This window comes from Alteromonas sp. G4i35, assembly GCF_054960375.1.
Map to the genome: position 1 here is coordinate 37,888 of NZ_JBHNZD010000003.1, position 12,779 is coordinate 50,666.

19 protein-coding genes are annotated in these 12,779 nt (G+C 42.0%); all 19 read left to right on the top strand.

Features of this window, described 5'->3' with window-relative positions; all coding sequences use genetic code 11:
* Nucleotides 1-5 precede the first annotated feature (5 nt).
* The 19 genes from ACFI6L_RS02150 (at nt 6) to ACFI6L_RS02240 (ending at nt 12,779) form a co-directional block, all read left to right on the top strand.
* Nucleotides 6-404, top strand: coding sequence for a hypothetical protein (locus ACFI6L_RS02150; protein ID WP_171337168.1), 399 nt, complete (start codon nt 6-8; stop codon nt 402-404).
* Nucleotides 405-542: 138 nt separating this feature from the next.
* Nucleotides 543-1,010: a nuclear transport factor 2 family protein gene (locus ACFI6L_RS02155; protein WP_171337101.1), complete on the top strand. Its 468-nt coding sequence runs from the start codon at nt 543-545 to the stop codon at nt 1,008-1,010.
* A 262-nt stretch (nt 1,011-1,272) separates the two neighbouring features.
* The gene (locus tag ACFI6L_RS02160; RefSeq protein ID WP_171337100.1) at nt 1,273-1,731 is read left to right on the top strand and encodes a hypothetical protein; all 459 of its coding nucleotides are present in this window, start codon (nt 1,273-1,275) and stop codon (nt 1,729-1,731) included.
* 98 nt (nt 1,732-1,829) lie between these two features.
* Entirely contained in the window at nt 1,830-2,861 is a 1,032-nt protein-coding gene (locus ACFI6L_RS02165) for a serine hydrolase domain-containing protein (RefSeq protein ID WP_171337099.1), read from the top strand.
* Between the two features lie 88 nt (nt 2,862-2,949).
* Entirely contained in the window at nt 2,950-3,357 is a 408-nt protein-coding gene (locus ACFI6L_RS02170) for a DUF6419 family natural product biosynthesis protein (RefSeq protein WP_171337098.1), read from the top strand.
* Between the two features lie 126 nt (nt 3,358-3,483).
* Entirely contained in the window at nt 3,484-3,765 is a 282-nt protein-coding gene (locus tag ACFI6L_RS02175; protein ID WP_171337097.1) for a hypothetical protein, read from the top strand.
* 55 nt (nt 3,766-3,820) lie between these two features.
* Nucleotides 3,821-4,762 carry a hypothetical protein gene (locus ACFI6L_RS02180; RefSeq protein WP_462573342.1) on the top strand — a complete coding sequence of 314 codons (942 nt, stop codon included), beginning with the start codon at nt 3,821-3,823 and terminating at the stop codon, nt 4,760-4,762.
* Nucleotides 4,763-4,786: 24 nt separating this feature from the next.
* Nucleotides 4,787-5,191: an MAPEG family protein gene (locus tag ACFI6L_RS02185; protein WP_462573343.1), complete on the top strand. Its 405-nt coding sequence runs from the start codon at nt 4,787-4,789 to the stop codon at nt 5,189-5,191.
* Between the two features lie 14 nt (nt 5,192-5,205).
* A complete protein-coding gene (locus ACFI6L_RS02190) occupies nt 5,206-5,430 on the top strand; it encodes a hypothetical protein (protein ID WP_014976508.1) in 225 nt (74 codons plus the stop codon).
* 21 nt (nt 5,431-5,451) lie between these two features.
* Complete coding sequence (locus tag ACFI6L_RS02195) at nt 5,452-5,709, top strand: hypothetical protein (RefSeq protein ID WP_462573344.1); 258 nt, start codon at nt 5,452-5,454, stop codon at nt 5,707-5,709.
* A gap of 1 nt (nt 5,710) precedes the next feature.
* Nucleotides 5,711-6,301, top strand: a complete 591-nt coding sequence (locus ACFI6L_RS02200) for a hypothetical protein (RefSeq protein ID WP_462573345.1) — start codon at nt 5,711-5,713, stop codon at nt 6,299-6,301.
* A gap of 78 nt (nt 6,302-6,379) precedes the next feature.
* The gene (locus ACFI6L_RS02205; protein WP_462573346.1) at nt 6,380-7,426 is read left to right on the top strand and encodes a DUF2157 domain-containing protein; all 1,047 of its coding nucleotides are present in this window, start codon (nt 6,380-6,382) and stop codon (nt 7,424-7,426) included.
* A 165-nt stretch (nt 7,427-7,591) separates the two neighbouring features.
* Nucleotides 7,592-7,699: a DUF4328 domain-containing protein gene (locus tag ACFI6L_RS02210; RefSeq protein WP_249922609.1), complete on the top strand. Its 108-nt coding sequence runs from the start codon at nt 7,592-7,594 to the stop codon at nt 7,697-7,699.
* 9 nt (nt 7,700-7,708) lie between these two features.
* Nucleotides 7,709-7,945, top strand: coding sequence for a hypothetical protein (locus ACFI6L_RS02215; protein ID WP_462573393.1), 237 nt, complete (start codon nt 7,709-7,711; stop codon nt 7,943-7,945).
* Nucleotides 7,946-8,212: 267 nt separating this feature from the next.
* On the top strand, nt 8,213-9,928 hold the full coding sequence (locus ACFI6L_RS02220) for an OFA family MFS transporter (protein ID WP_462573347.1): 1,716 nt from the start codon (nt 8,213-8,215) through the stop codon (nt 9,926-9,928).
* A 127-nt stretch (nt 9,929-10,055) separates the two neighbouring features.
* Nucleotides 10,056-11,102, top strand: a complete 1,047-nt coding sequence (locus ACFI6L_RS02225) for a succinylglutamate desuccinylase/aspartoacylase family protein (protein WP_462573348.1) — start codon at nt 10,056-10,058, stop codon at nt 11,100-11,102.
* Between the two features lie 95 nt (nt 11,103-11,197).
* Entirely contained in the window at nt 11,198-11,374 is a 177-nt protein-coding gene (locus ACFI6L_RS02230; RefSeq protein WP_014979255.1) for a hypothetical protein, read from the top strand.
* 100 nt (nt 11,375-11,474) lie between these two features.
* Entirely contained in the window at nt 11,475-12,167 is a 693-nt protein-coding gene (locus ACFI6L_RS02235; RefSeq protein ID WP_239257561.1) for an energy transducer TonB, read from the top strand.
* A gap of 9 nt (nt 12,168-12,176) precedes the next feature.
* Complete coding sequence (locus tag ACFI6L_RS02240; RefSeq protein ID WP_462573349.1) at nt 12,177-12,779, top strand: RNA polymerase sigma factor; 603 nt, start codon at nt 12,177-12,179, stop codon at nt 12,777-12,779.

Here is a 12,779-nt window from a genome sequence, read left to right on the forward strand (position 1 = left end):
CACAAATGCACGTAGCAATTAGTTTTAAAACAGCCATGTTCGATTTATCCAAAGAACATGAAAATATGATAAATCCAATATACGGTGAATCTTTTCTCATTTGGTTAAAAGAGCAATTCGATGGCGAGTTCAGTGTAACAGCGCCTTTTATGGAAGATTGGGGTTGGTACTGTAATGTTTTGTTTCAAGGACAGAAATACTTGGTCGGCTCATCAGTTTTTATCGAAGAGGATGATAGTCCTAAATCAGAACTGAAAAAATGGCTAATTCAAATTGATAAACATAGGTCTTTCATTGAAATCTTGCTTAGAAAAGCACACATATCGGAAACTGATGAATTTGTACTCCTCCTAAAGTCAAAATTGGAAGTTGAGCCCAAAATACAATCAGTAGCTTTTGAGTAAGGTTCCCATTAGTGAAGAGTGAAGTTTTTCATTGGTTGAAGCACTTTCCGAGCTATGGAATAGCGCGTTTAAAAATTTCGCATCTAAAGCTCATTAATTAAAAATAAAATGTATGAAATAAGTGAAACGGAGTTTCTAGTGAAAAAAAATCTACTTCTTGCATTATCACTTCTAGTGTCAGCTACGGTATCGGCTGAAGATATTAAAATAGATCTTAAGCAACTTGCCCAACAGTACTTCGACACAATGGTTGCAACTCAGGCCCCTGGCGCTACAAAAGTTGAGCTTGAAAATCACTTAAATTTGCTCGCGGATGATGTTGGTCATTCACATTTGCCATGGGTGATAGACGATACGCGATTACCTGACGGTAAGGAGCAAATGAGAGAGGGCATGACATTCTATTTAGGCGCACATACAGAATATAGTGCTGAGTTGTTAGATGTTTTTACATTTAATCATTCTGCTATTGCTATCAGATATAAGAATTATGCCAAGGGCGTGCACCCGCAAAACAATCAACCTATTGAATACAGTCAAGTAATGATGGAAGTATTAGAAATAGAGAACGGTAAGATTGCTGTAATTCGAAAGTACCATGAGTAAATTTCACATTCTGATAAGTTGCGTTGGGATGAGATGTCGATCGTTGCTTAGTTTCGTGGTAATGCGCCAGGCATTGACGCTTCTTATCGGTTTGATTTTACATGTATAATTCTTATTCAGGTACTGCTAGTATGGATTGTGTGGTGTCTAATGCCTATAACTAACATTCCCATTGCTTCTCGAAACGATTACCTGAGAGCTCAGCGATAGAACAGGGAGCTTTCTAGCTAGAAAGTAGGTTATTACATTTTAAAGGAACGGTATGTTTAAGAAGCTGTTAAAAGGATTTGGAATAGCGCTTCTAATCCTTATCTGTCTATTTGTGCTTATTGCTGTTTGGTCGGGCTATAAATCTTCTGAATACGAGAAAACGGCAATTCCTTACATGGATACTGCAATTGCTGACATCTCCTCTTGGGAGCTAGGTATCTTTAAAAGTTACCTCACTCCGTCTGAAGTAGAAAATATCAATGAAGATGACCTTAAAAGGCTTATAAAGGCGCTATCAAAGATGGGGGCGTTAGTTGAAATTGGCGAATATCAATTCAATACAGTTACTTCCAGAGCACTAACATCTGGTGGCTCAGGAACGTTTGTTACCTATACTGTTCCAGCAGTATATGAGAATGGCGACGCAGTACTAACGATCACTCTAAAAGAAGAGGGGGATTCCTTTTCAGTTTATCATTTTAAACTAGACTCCCTCGCGCTGTTTGACTAACGAAGTTGTTAAAGCTAATCGCGCGTCGACGCCAAAATGAAGACACCGACAAGCATATTTTTACAGAATATTAGGCCGAGCTTTAAGGACGGAGTAAAATGACGAAGAACCGAAGAACAACCATCATCAGGTTTCTTCTGCTAGTCAGTACTATTGTTTCCTTGTTTTTCGTTCCGTGGATATTAGTTAAAGCCTGGATCCTACCTTTGCCACACACAGTACAAGAACAAGTTGATGAGGCTATTAGCCATGGCTTTGACGGCATAATTGTTTACGTGGATGAGGCGGGAAAACCTCCAGCTTTCTACACAGCAGGCTGGAAAGACAGAGATAACAAAATACCCGCTGCCCCCGACTCTTTATTTAAAATTGCCAGTATCAGTAAGTTGTACACTGCTGTGGCTATCACCAAAATGGCGCGAGAACAGCGACTATCCCTAGACGATTTACTCGTTGATCATTTACCCGAACTCAAAGACAGAATTGAGCATTCAGAAAAAATAACGCTTAAAATGATGGTGCAGCATAAGTCAGGAATCCCTAACTTTACTGATAATGCTGCTTACTGGGAAAACGAACCGGAAAACGGCAAGCGAGCGCTCGACTTTGCGCTAGATCTTCCGGCGAGTTTTGAGCCCGGTGATGGATATGAGTATTCCAACACGAACTATCTGTTGCTTCGCAATATTATGGATAAGGTTTTGGGGAACAGTCACCACGAGTACATTAAGCAAAACATTTTACTTCCGCTTGAATTGAACAACACCTATTTTTCATTGAGCGAAGTCAATATGGACGACGTGATGAGCGGCTATTACGTTGGTTACAAGGAAGATGTTAAAGCGCGCGACTACGGTATGCTAGCGACAGCAGAAGATGTGGGTAAGTTCTTACGAGCGCTAAACAACGGCGCTATTTTCAATGAAGGCGAAGCGGAACTTTACCCTTATGTGTTCGAGCATGGAGGCTTGGTTATCGGTTACCAGAGCCTTGCAGAATATGACAAAGACCTCGATACCGTGGTTGTTCAATTTATCAATACCACTGACTTTGACGGTTACGAATGGAACTTGTCTGAAATCACAATTAGCCGAATTTTTAAAATACTAAGAAAAGCAGAAAACGAGTAGGTGGTAGGCTTGGTTCAACGCTTTTTCAGTGTAGGCCAATCATTACAAGTTAGAAAATAATGGGTGGCAACAGAACGGTTTTTATTATGTGCTTAGTTTATTAATTCGCCGTTTTTACTCTATGCTTTTAGTGATTATTTTATCTCTTCAGCTGCTCGGCAAAAAAAAGGGGCAAAACGTGAAAAAACTCTTCTTAATGTTATCTGTGCTTATATCGGTTTTGTGTTTGCTACTGGCCGCTGCGCCATTTACTCCGGCAGTTGCGGGCTCGTTTTTAATGCTTATCCTCGCTGGAGTTTTAGGCTTTAAAGGGTATTCAAAAATAAGCTTGCTTTTGCTTTGTATCAACACCTTTTCGATAGTTGTCAGCCCCAACATAAACGAGTCTAGTTTTGCCGGATTAACTGTAATATCGATTATCTTTATTTTCTCTTTCACCGGTGTAGCACTTGGTCTGCCGAAAGGTGTTCAAAGATATGATAGTTGCGTTGATTGACGTTTGAGTATTCAAATATTCAGATGTTAGAGTGGATAATTAAAGGGATTAAAAAAACGTTGCCCCGTTTTGTTTCAACCGCTAGAGTTTAAAAACTCGACGCCTACAAAAGCAAGGATGTTATTTATGGTCAGGTATGAACTTCCCGCCAGAATTGTATTATCGCTATTTACTGTCATTCCTCTTTTTTTCGCTTATTCCACGCTTCAAAGCAGTCAGCCATTGCTATTCATTTCAATGCTTCTTGCATCGGTGCTGTTTTTGGTAACGCAACTAAACATAAAACAGTTTTTAATGCCTAAACGCCAACCCAATGCCAAATTACTTAATATGCAAAAAGCTTTAGGAACCGCTTCGGTTGTTTTATTGATGTTAAATATTGCGTTCAAAGACATAATGTTGTTCTAGAAGAATTTACTTTTTTGCCCAGGAAAAATAAAAAAACAACGCCAAAGGAAGGCCAATGAAGAAGCATTTAGTATCGCTTTTAATCTTTTCAATCCCTTTTATCTGTCTTTCTGAAGAGTTACCCAGTGAATTTAAGAATAACTTAATTTACCTAAAACCAAAGCTCGCGGACGGAACTACCCTGACATTTTTTACTGATACTGGTGGTGGTTGGAATGCGATCTCACGAGAGCTCAGCGAAAAATATGGTTGGGAGATAAGTCAAAAAGAATCTGAAAATGGGGTGATCGATGTTACTGATATGCCTCAGTTTGATCCAGAAGCGTCAATCCCCATGGCGGGATTGAATAATTGGTGGGCTGGAAAATTACAAGTAGTACCATCCGAAGAATTTAGTTCGACTAAGAAAAGCGACGGAACGCTAGGCGGACGTTGGCATGCTGAAAAAGTAATTGATTTTAATTACCCTGAGAAAAAAGTAGAAGTGCTAGATGAAACTCCGACATCAACTGAGTTTTCGACGGTTCCTTTGGGATTTCAAAAAGGCCTGGATGGTGGTTATACAATGGCTTTTCCAAGTATCGATATCTCAGTTAATGACAGACAGATTCCAATGTTATTAGATTCAGGTGCTTCGGCATGGCCATCGACAGAGGCGATGGAAAAAGGAGGGCTAGAAGGTGGTCAAGTTGCGACTTCTTTCATTGTCGCTTCAATATTCGATGAATGGGTGAAGTCTAACCCGGAATGGTTAGTGATTGAGGATGCATGTAATTTTTCTCATCAACCCATGATTCGTGTTCCTTATGTAATAATTGGGAATAAAACCGTTGGCCCAGTTTGGTTCACAAGAAGAGCAGACAGTAGTTTCCACCAATTTATGTCTTCGATGATGGATAGGCGCATTGATGGCGCGTTAGGAGGTTCAGCGCTTCAGTACCTAAGACTCATTGTTGATTACCCCAACGAGCAAGCGTTAATTGCTGACGAAATTTAATAACAACGAGATAATTGAACCAAGATGTCTAATTTAATAGCCCCTATGTTTATGCACATTCTTCTTTGTGCATTGCTCTACGTATTTCTCACGCTAGCTCGCGCGCCTTCGGTATGGGGAGTAGGGAAAAACAAAGATGGTTCAAACCCGTTTGCTGAATTACAGCCTAAAGTAAGTGCGAATCTGAGCAATCAGTTTGAGTGGCCGCTATTTTTTCACGCTGTTTGCGCCTTGCTAATTGCCTTAGGTGAGCCAATTAGCAATTCACAAGTCTCCCTTGCGTTGGTATTTGTTATTGGCAGGGTGCTGCATAGTCTTGTACAAATATTTACTGACAATATTAGATTGCGTGGTTTGGTGTTTACTATCAACTTCGTTGCCGTTCTTGCAATGTGGTTGTTGCTTTTTATAGAACAGGTTTTAGGTTAAAGAGCGTAAGGGTTATGGAAGAAGTTTTTGAACCGCTGGGCCGCTTTATGCTTCGAGTAATAAAGTGGATTATCATAGACGCTATTATGGAATTCGTTTTGAAGGGCACGGGCCATGTGGTGCTCAAATTGCTGACCTTCGGAAAATATCCAAGAGCAGGTCGTGATGAAGGAAGGACCGTTGCTGTTGGTTTTATAAGCTTTGTGGTGGTTTTTGTCTGTCTTGCAATGATTGCTTAGAGTTGAAAAAGGATATCTGCGATGAAATCAGAAAAGTGGGCGAGAATAAGAGAAAAAGGAAAACAGCGCTTCGTTCTAGTTTACGGCGTTTTAGGCTGGGGAGTCTCTACCGGTTTATTATGGTCATTACTTATGGCGTTTATCGAGCCTTCCGAAAATATCTGGGGGAGACTCGCCATTGCGATGATCATCTTTCCCATTGCGGGGCTCGCTTTTGGTCACTTAACGTGGAATAAATCTGAAAAAGCTTTTGCAAAAGAAACGACGAAAGCTGTATAGAATGGCTAGAACATGTCTTGTAATAACCAATGAAGGGAAGCCGCTGTTGTTAAGTATCAAAAAATTATTTGTTGTTTCATTAACTTTGCTTGTAGTTAGTTGTGCCAATATACCCATTGCAACAATGCTTGAGTTTCGCTCATTTGATGAGGAGAAATTTGTTGAACTCGACCCCAATCATTTACTTACGAAGATTCACTTAGACAAGCCAGCCGAAATAAAACCAGAAAGCACCTGGCTTACCTTGGGTGTTAGCTCCTCAGAGCAAGAAAGAAGTTTTAAGTATAATCTTGAGGTCATTTCAGAAAATACACTGCCAGCTGAGTCAGGATGGCTGAGTAAAACGCCAGCGCGAACTGAGTACATTTTAGGGTTAAGTACCGAAGCAATAAAAGAATTCACTGAACTTCAAGAGTTCATGGGTTCTGCATCGCCAACGGGCTTTGATCTTCACGTTAATACTGGGTTCAAAGAGGCGGCAAATGAAATGACAAGCATCACAATGTCTATCTTTTTAAAGCTTTACGCTGATGAAGACTATTTTACGCTAATCGATAGAGCGGAATTAGATATCGAGAAAGGAAGCGAGTAACTTCTATTAGGCTGGCTTTTTACCCATAACAAAGTAAAGTAATAATCTTCAGCTCTTCAAGCTTATTTAGAGAAGTACATGGAAGTATCTAAAGCCAGTATTCAAAAAGCAGTAGCTAACAATATCATCTCCGAGCAACAGGGCATTGCTCTGTACAATTTCTTTCAAGAAGAAAATCAGCATACTCCCTCTTTTACCTTCACCCATATTCTGTATTACTTAGGTGGCCTTATTGCAATTGGCGCCATGACTCTATTTATGAATTTAGGCTGGGAGCAATTTGGTGGTGCCGGCATCGTATTTATCTCTATGCTTTATGCTGGCGTGGGCTTAAAGCTTGCCAATTCCTTTGCGCGTAAGCATTTAATAATACCAGCAGGGATCTGTGCCACGTTCGTAGTTTGTTTAACGCCAATTGCTATCTACGGAGCGCAGCAATGGCTAGGGCTATGGCCCGACGAAAATACGGTGTTTCGCCAGTTTCACCACCGAGTTAAATGGCTATGGTTATATATGGAACTTGGAACGCTAGTAACTGGACTTGTCGTAGCATGGCGATATAAATACCCGTTCTTAATAATGCCGATTGCGGTAACGCTCTGGTATATCAGTATGGACGCTGTGATGCTCGTTATTGACCATGAGGACTTATGGAACAGCTACACGTGGCAATTCCGAGCACTTGTGTCGATGTACTTTGGCGCGTTGATGACGCTATTGGCGTTCTGGGTGGACATCAGAGCACGAAACACAGCAGATTACGCGTTTTGGCTTTATCTTTTCGGCGTTTTAGCGTTTTGGGGCGGCCTTACCAGCCAAGATTCAGACTGCGAACTGTCTAAGTTTATCTATTTCTGTATAAACCTTGCCATGATTGGCGCTGGTGCTCTGTTGGTTCGACGTGTATTTGTCATATTTGGTGCTTTGGGATGCTGTTTATATTTAGGTCATCTTGCTTCTACCGTTTTTGAAGATAGTTGGCTTTTCCCAGTGGCGCTATCAGCGATCGGTTTAGGCGTCGTATATTCGGGAATTTGGTGGCAAAAGAATGAGGCTCGCATAACAAAGATTGCGCAAGCGATACTGCCGAAAGCGCTACAGGAACTATTAGCTAATAAAGCTTAGTTCACCTAGGCAGTAAATAAACCAGTAACTAACTCAATACAGATAACAATTAACAAAAGATAACGCTTACGCAGTAGTAAGGGGAAAGAGGTAAATGGAGATGTCGGAAAATAACGTAGAATTTAAGGAGCCTGATCGCCTCACTACGTGGATAAAGTATTTATTGTGTCGTTATGGAAACCTTATCAAGCGATGAAAGAGATTTGGCAAGCCAGCCAAAACCCTAACAATTGGCAGTTAGAAAAAGCAGGCCCTATTTTAGGCATATGGTGATTTTTCTGGATCGCCAACAGTGTGATTGGACAGGTCGTTTTTCGTATGTCCAGAAGGGCACAAGAAATCTCCGAAATAATGAATGTTAATCTGGTTTCGCAGGTTTCTGAGGTCCTGTCCATTCCAGTAGCCATAGTTACTTGGTTATTGATTAACAACATCTCTAACATGCAAAAAGCACAGATTGAAGGTGACGTGGAAAAAGCAGAAACTGCAGAAGATTCAGATTTACAACCCGCAAAATAGTAGTATCCATTTCGCTTGTTGCTCTGCCACAAAGGTAGAGCAACTGTCTTTATAAGACTAAAGTCTTACTCTATATGTAAACATTAAGTAAAAATTAAGTTGCGCGACAGTATCGTTATACTTAAGTATAACAAAAGGTCAGGATAACGCTGGCTTACGTACACATCTTCGTTTCTATACCTTTGATTTAATACAATAATGGGAGCCATACACCCCCAGTAATAAAGCGGCATAGAAACGCGCACAATACATGTAGGGGAAAAATGTATGTCAACTTCAGGAACGGGGGCGCTTGCTTTCTTACGCAAAGAAAACATTGTCGCACCAGATGGCTATAACCGCTGGCGGGTTCCGCCAGCATCTATCGCAATCCACCTTTGTATCGGGTCTGTTTATGCGTGGTCAGTTTTCAACACGCCGCTAACTCGAGACTTGGGCGTTGTTGCGTCTTCTGCTAACGATTGGAGTTTATCTTCGGTTGTTTGGATCTTCTCAGTGGCTATTGTTTGCCTTGGTTTAGCCGCCGCATTTGCAGGTAAATGGCTAGAGAAAGTAGGGCCTCGTTTTGTAGGCGTGGTTGCGGCTTTTTTGTGGGGCGGTGGTTTTATTGTTGGTTCGATAGGTATCTCTACCCATCAACTGTGGCTGCTGTACTTGGGCTACGGTGTACTCGGCGGCTTCGGGCTTGGGCTCGGTTACGTATCACCAGTCTCAACACTTATACGGTGGTTTCCCGATCGACGAGGTATGGCAACAGGTCTCGCAATCATGGGTTTTGGTGGAGGTGCAATGATAGGCGCTCCGCTTATTAGTGCACTGCTTGAAACCTTTCAAAGAGCGCCAGAATACTTAGGTGCAGAAAACATGGTTGCGCTGGTTACCGAAGAAGGGCGTCGTTTTGCAGAGACGGCAGCAGGAAAAGTAGAAGTGGTTATTGCCTCTGCAAATCAAGCGGCCTCGTTCGGTGGCGAAGCCGGTGTTTATGTCGTTGGTACGGGCGAAACTGGTGCGGCATCGACTTTCCTTACCCTTGGTATCGCTTATTTTATTGTAATGATGTTTGCGTCTTTCCAGTATCGCGTACCGAAAGAGGGGTGGAAACCAGAAGGTTGGCAGCCTAAACCTGAAGCATCATCGAAAGGAATGGTATCGAAAAATCACGTCCATATTGATCAAGCCCTTAAAACACCTCAATTTTGGTTGCTTTGGATAGTATTATGTTTCAATGTCACCGCGGGTATTGGCGTTATTGGCGTAGCCAAGACCATGATCAATGAGATCTTTGGAAACTTAGCCATTGTTACCGCAGGTTTTGCAGGTACCTATGTATTGATGATCTCGGTGTTTAACATGGTAGGGCGCTTCTTCTGGGCTTCTACGTCTGATTATATTGGCAGAAAGAATACCTACCACTGCTTTTTCGTAATAGGTACGCTGCTTTACTTGTCTATCCCATTTTGGGCTGGAATGGGGAACAGCACCGCGTTAATTGGGTTCTACATTGCAACAATGATAATTTTCACAATGTATGGCGGTGGCTTTGCAACTATTCCTGCATACTTGGCAGATTTGTTTGGTACCTTACATGTAGGCGGCATTCACGGCCGATTGCTAACAGCATGGTCTACTGCCGGCGTATTAGGGCCATTCGCTATTACTTATTTGCGCAATATGTCAGAAGAAAATGCAATTGCCGATTTAGCGGCAAAAGTCGACCCTGCCGCGTTTGCAAGTAAGTTTGGTGCGCCAATGGCTGACTTGCAAAAATTGGTAGAAGCTAAAACGGTAACGGTTGCACGCTTGCTGGAAATTGCGCCAGCCGGAACGGTAGACCCAACCTCAACGCTCTACAATACCACTATGTATGCAATGGCTGGGTTATTGGTATTGGCATTTATTGCTAACTTACTTGTAAAACCTGTGCGAGAGAAGCATCACGTAGAGAACACGCACCCCGAACTGGAGCCCGCGCGAGCAAGCTAATTTACCCATCGAGAATACCCGCTTTATAGTGGGTATTTTTTTGCAAAGGTGTTTTAAAATACTCTTTATTGATTAAGTTGAAACGTTCTGGCTTACTAGTGCGCTATTTTCTCATGAGTTGTCAGCTATGCTATTTAAGAAGAATCCTCTTTCCTCCATTGTTGTTTCCCTATGCTGTGCGTTTAGCCTCAATGTTAGTGCAAATGCGCCGTATGAATTAATGGGGGTGACAACAAAAACGGGGGAGAAAACGTCATATCTTGCTAAAGAAAACAACATAACCTTGCCAGTGACGGTTATTAACGGAAAAAGTGACGGTCCTGTATTGTTGCTTACCGCTGGTATTCATGGCGATGAGTTTCCATCTATGTATGCGTTGCAGCAACTACAGCAAAGCATTGATCCTAAAGAGATGAGCGGTGCGTTGGTTGTGTTGCACTTGGCAAACTTAGATGGGTTTCACGCAAATAGAATCGCATTGAACCCTAAAGATGAGAAAAACCTAAATCGGGAATTCCCAGGGAGCGTTGATGGCACACCAACAGAACAGATTGCGGAGCTGCTAACCAGAGAGTTTATTGGCAAAACAGATTTCTTGATCGACATGCATTCTGGTAGCGCAAACCAAACGTTGCTGAATCACGTGTATTCTCCTTTTGTGGGCGACAAAGAACTTGATGCGTTAACATTTGAATTTGCCAAAGCCACGGGCATGCAGCATATCGTTATGTATGGCGACCGCCCAAGAGATCCCAACAATTCAATTTCATACCCTAACACAGCGATGACGAGAGGAAAGCCGGGACTGACGACTGAAATTGGGCATTTGGCACAGATAGATGAAGAATCGGTAGCAAAAGCGCTAGATGTGGCTAAAAACGCCATGTATTTTTTGAAAATGTTGCCAGAGACGCCAAAGCAGCACCCCGAGCCAGTTATCTATGAAACAATCAAATATCCAAAGAGCTCAAAAAACGGGTTCTTCAAAGCTTCTGTGGTGATAGGCGATAAAGTAAAGACAGGACAGGATGTAGGTGCGGTCACGGACTATTTTGGAAATCTCGTTGAAACCATTAAATCGCCCGTTGATGGCACGGTTATGATGGTTAATCAAATGCCAGCCATCAAAGACGGACAGTCTGTTATGGCTATTGGTGTTGAAGTTTCTGAATAACTAAGCTGGTGGCGTAGTTACAGTGGTGATCTAATTAACCTACTCAAACAAATAAATGTTAAAGTTATTTCACGAAATTGTGATTAGGGAATGATATGGACTTTCTTTTTAATGTATTGATTTGGGTGGGCGTTGTTATTTTTGCCATATTTTTTATTGGATTTATGGCCGCTGCTAAACTGAATAAACGCCAAGAAGAAAACCGCGCCAATCAGACGTCTGCAGAGCCTACTCGTGAAGGCGAAAAGCCGAGTAACCAAAATAAAAGTTAACCTTTCGTTCATTGTAAAACGTCAACGTTAAATAAAAACGTTCACATTTATTCACCCCTTTATATCAGTTCCCCCGTTTAGTGAAAAAAGGGGGAACATTATGCAAACAACAATCTTACCAAACGCCAACCCAAAGCACTTAACACACCAAAGTGTATTACCGTTTGAAAAAGCGCCTTTCGCTAAACGTGCTTTAAACGCAGCCACAATTGCTATAGCTGGATGTACCGTTACGGCAGGGCTTTTCGTATTAATGGCAGAGCTCATTAAGCAAGACAAAGTAAACATAAGCGAAGCCCCACCGGTGTTCTTTGAGCCCATTATTTACCAACCTGAAGACGAACGGACCATCACTAAAAAACCAATGGTGCCAATTGAGCAGGTAATTAAAACGCCACCTCAAAAAGTTATCGAGATTGACCCTGAGCCCAATGAAGGCCCAGGCGGCTTTGAGATAAAAACGCACATACCTAATACGGGGTTAGATTTGTCGATTAACTTGAACAGTGCGCAAGGTGATATGCAAGCCACACCCCAATTTAGGGTAGACCCCACTTATCCACCTGAGGCCAGTCGCGACGGTATTGAAGGCTGGGTAAAGCTAGGGTTTACAATAAGTGCTAGTGGCTCAGTGTCTGATATTACAGTACTAGATTCTGAGCCCAAGCGCGTGTTCGATAGAGCTGCGCGCAGAGCGCTTAAAAAATGGAAGTACAAACCCAAGCTGAATGGCGGTAAACCTGTTAGTCAATCAGGTATGGTTGTAGTATTAGATTTCAAATTAGAACAATAAGGACTGCCTATGAGTATAGGCGCAAGCTTGCAAAGCCTGTTTAAAGGCAAGCGCGAAAAAGTGCTGGGAGTCAGCGAGAGGCTAATGCTGCGGTACAGCGCAAAAGGTGATGAAGCATCGTTAGCCGCGCTGTATGACTTACACAGCCATAAGCTATTTTATTTTTTGAAGGTGTTAAGTGATAGCACTGTTGCAGAAGATATGTGTCAGCGCACATGGATTAAGGTTATCGAAAATCGTCACTTATTTAAAAGCGGCGATAATTTTCAGGCTTGGCTTTTCACTATTGGTAGGCGGACGCTTATTGATGAATTCAGAAAAAACGCCAAGCTTGAATTTAACAACGAGGCAGTTGAGTCGTTTTCGTTAAGCGAGTTGCTTAAAAATGCACAGTCTTCGGTAGAGGATGACGTAGCAAAAGGGATAGAAAAAGACGTGTTTAAGGCATGTATTGAGCAGTTACCCTACAAACAGAAAGAGGCGCTTTCGCTACAGTTTGAAGGTTTTTCGTTAGCGGAAATCGCCACTATTTGCAGTGCTGAAAAAGAAACGATTAAAACCCGGATACGTTATGCCAAAGACAGCCTTAAAACCATGCTGGAGAAACTGTAA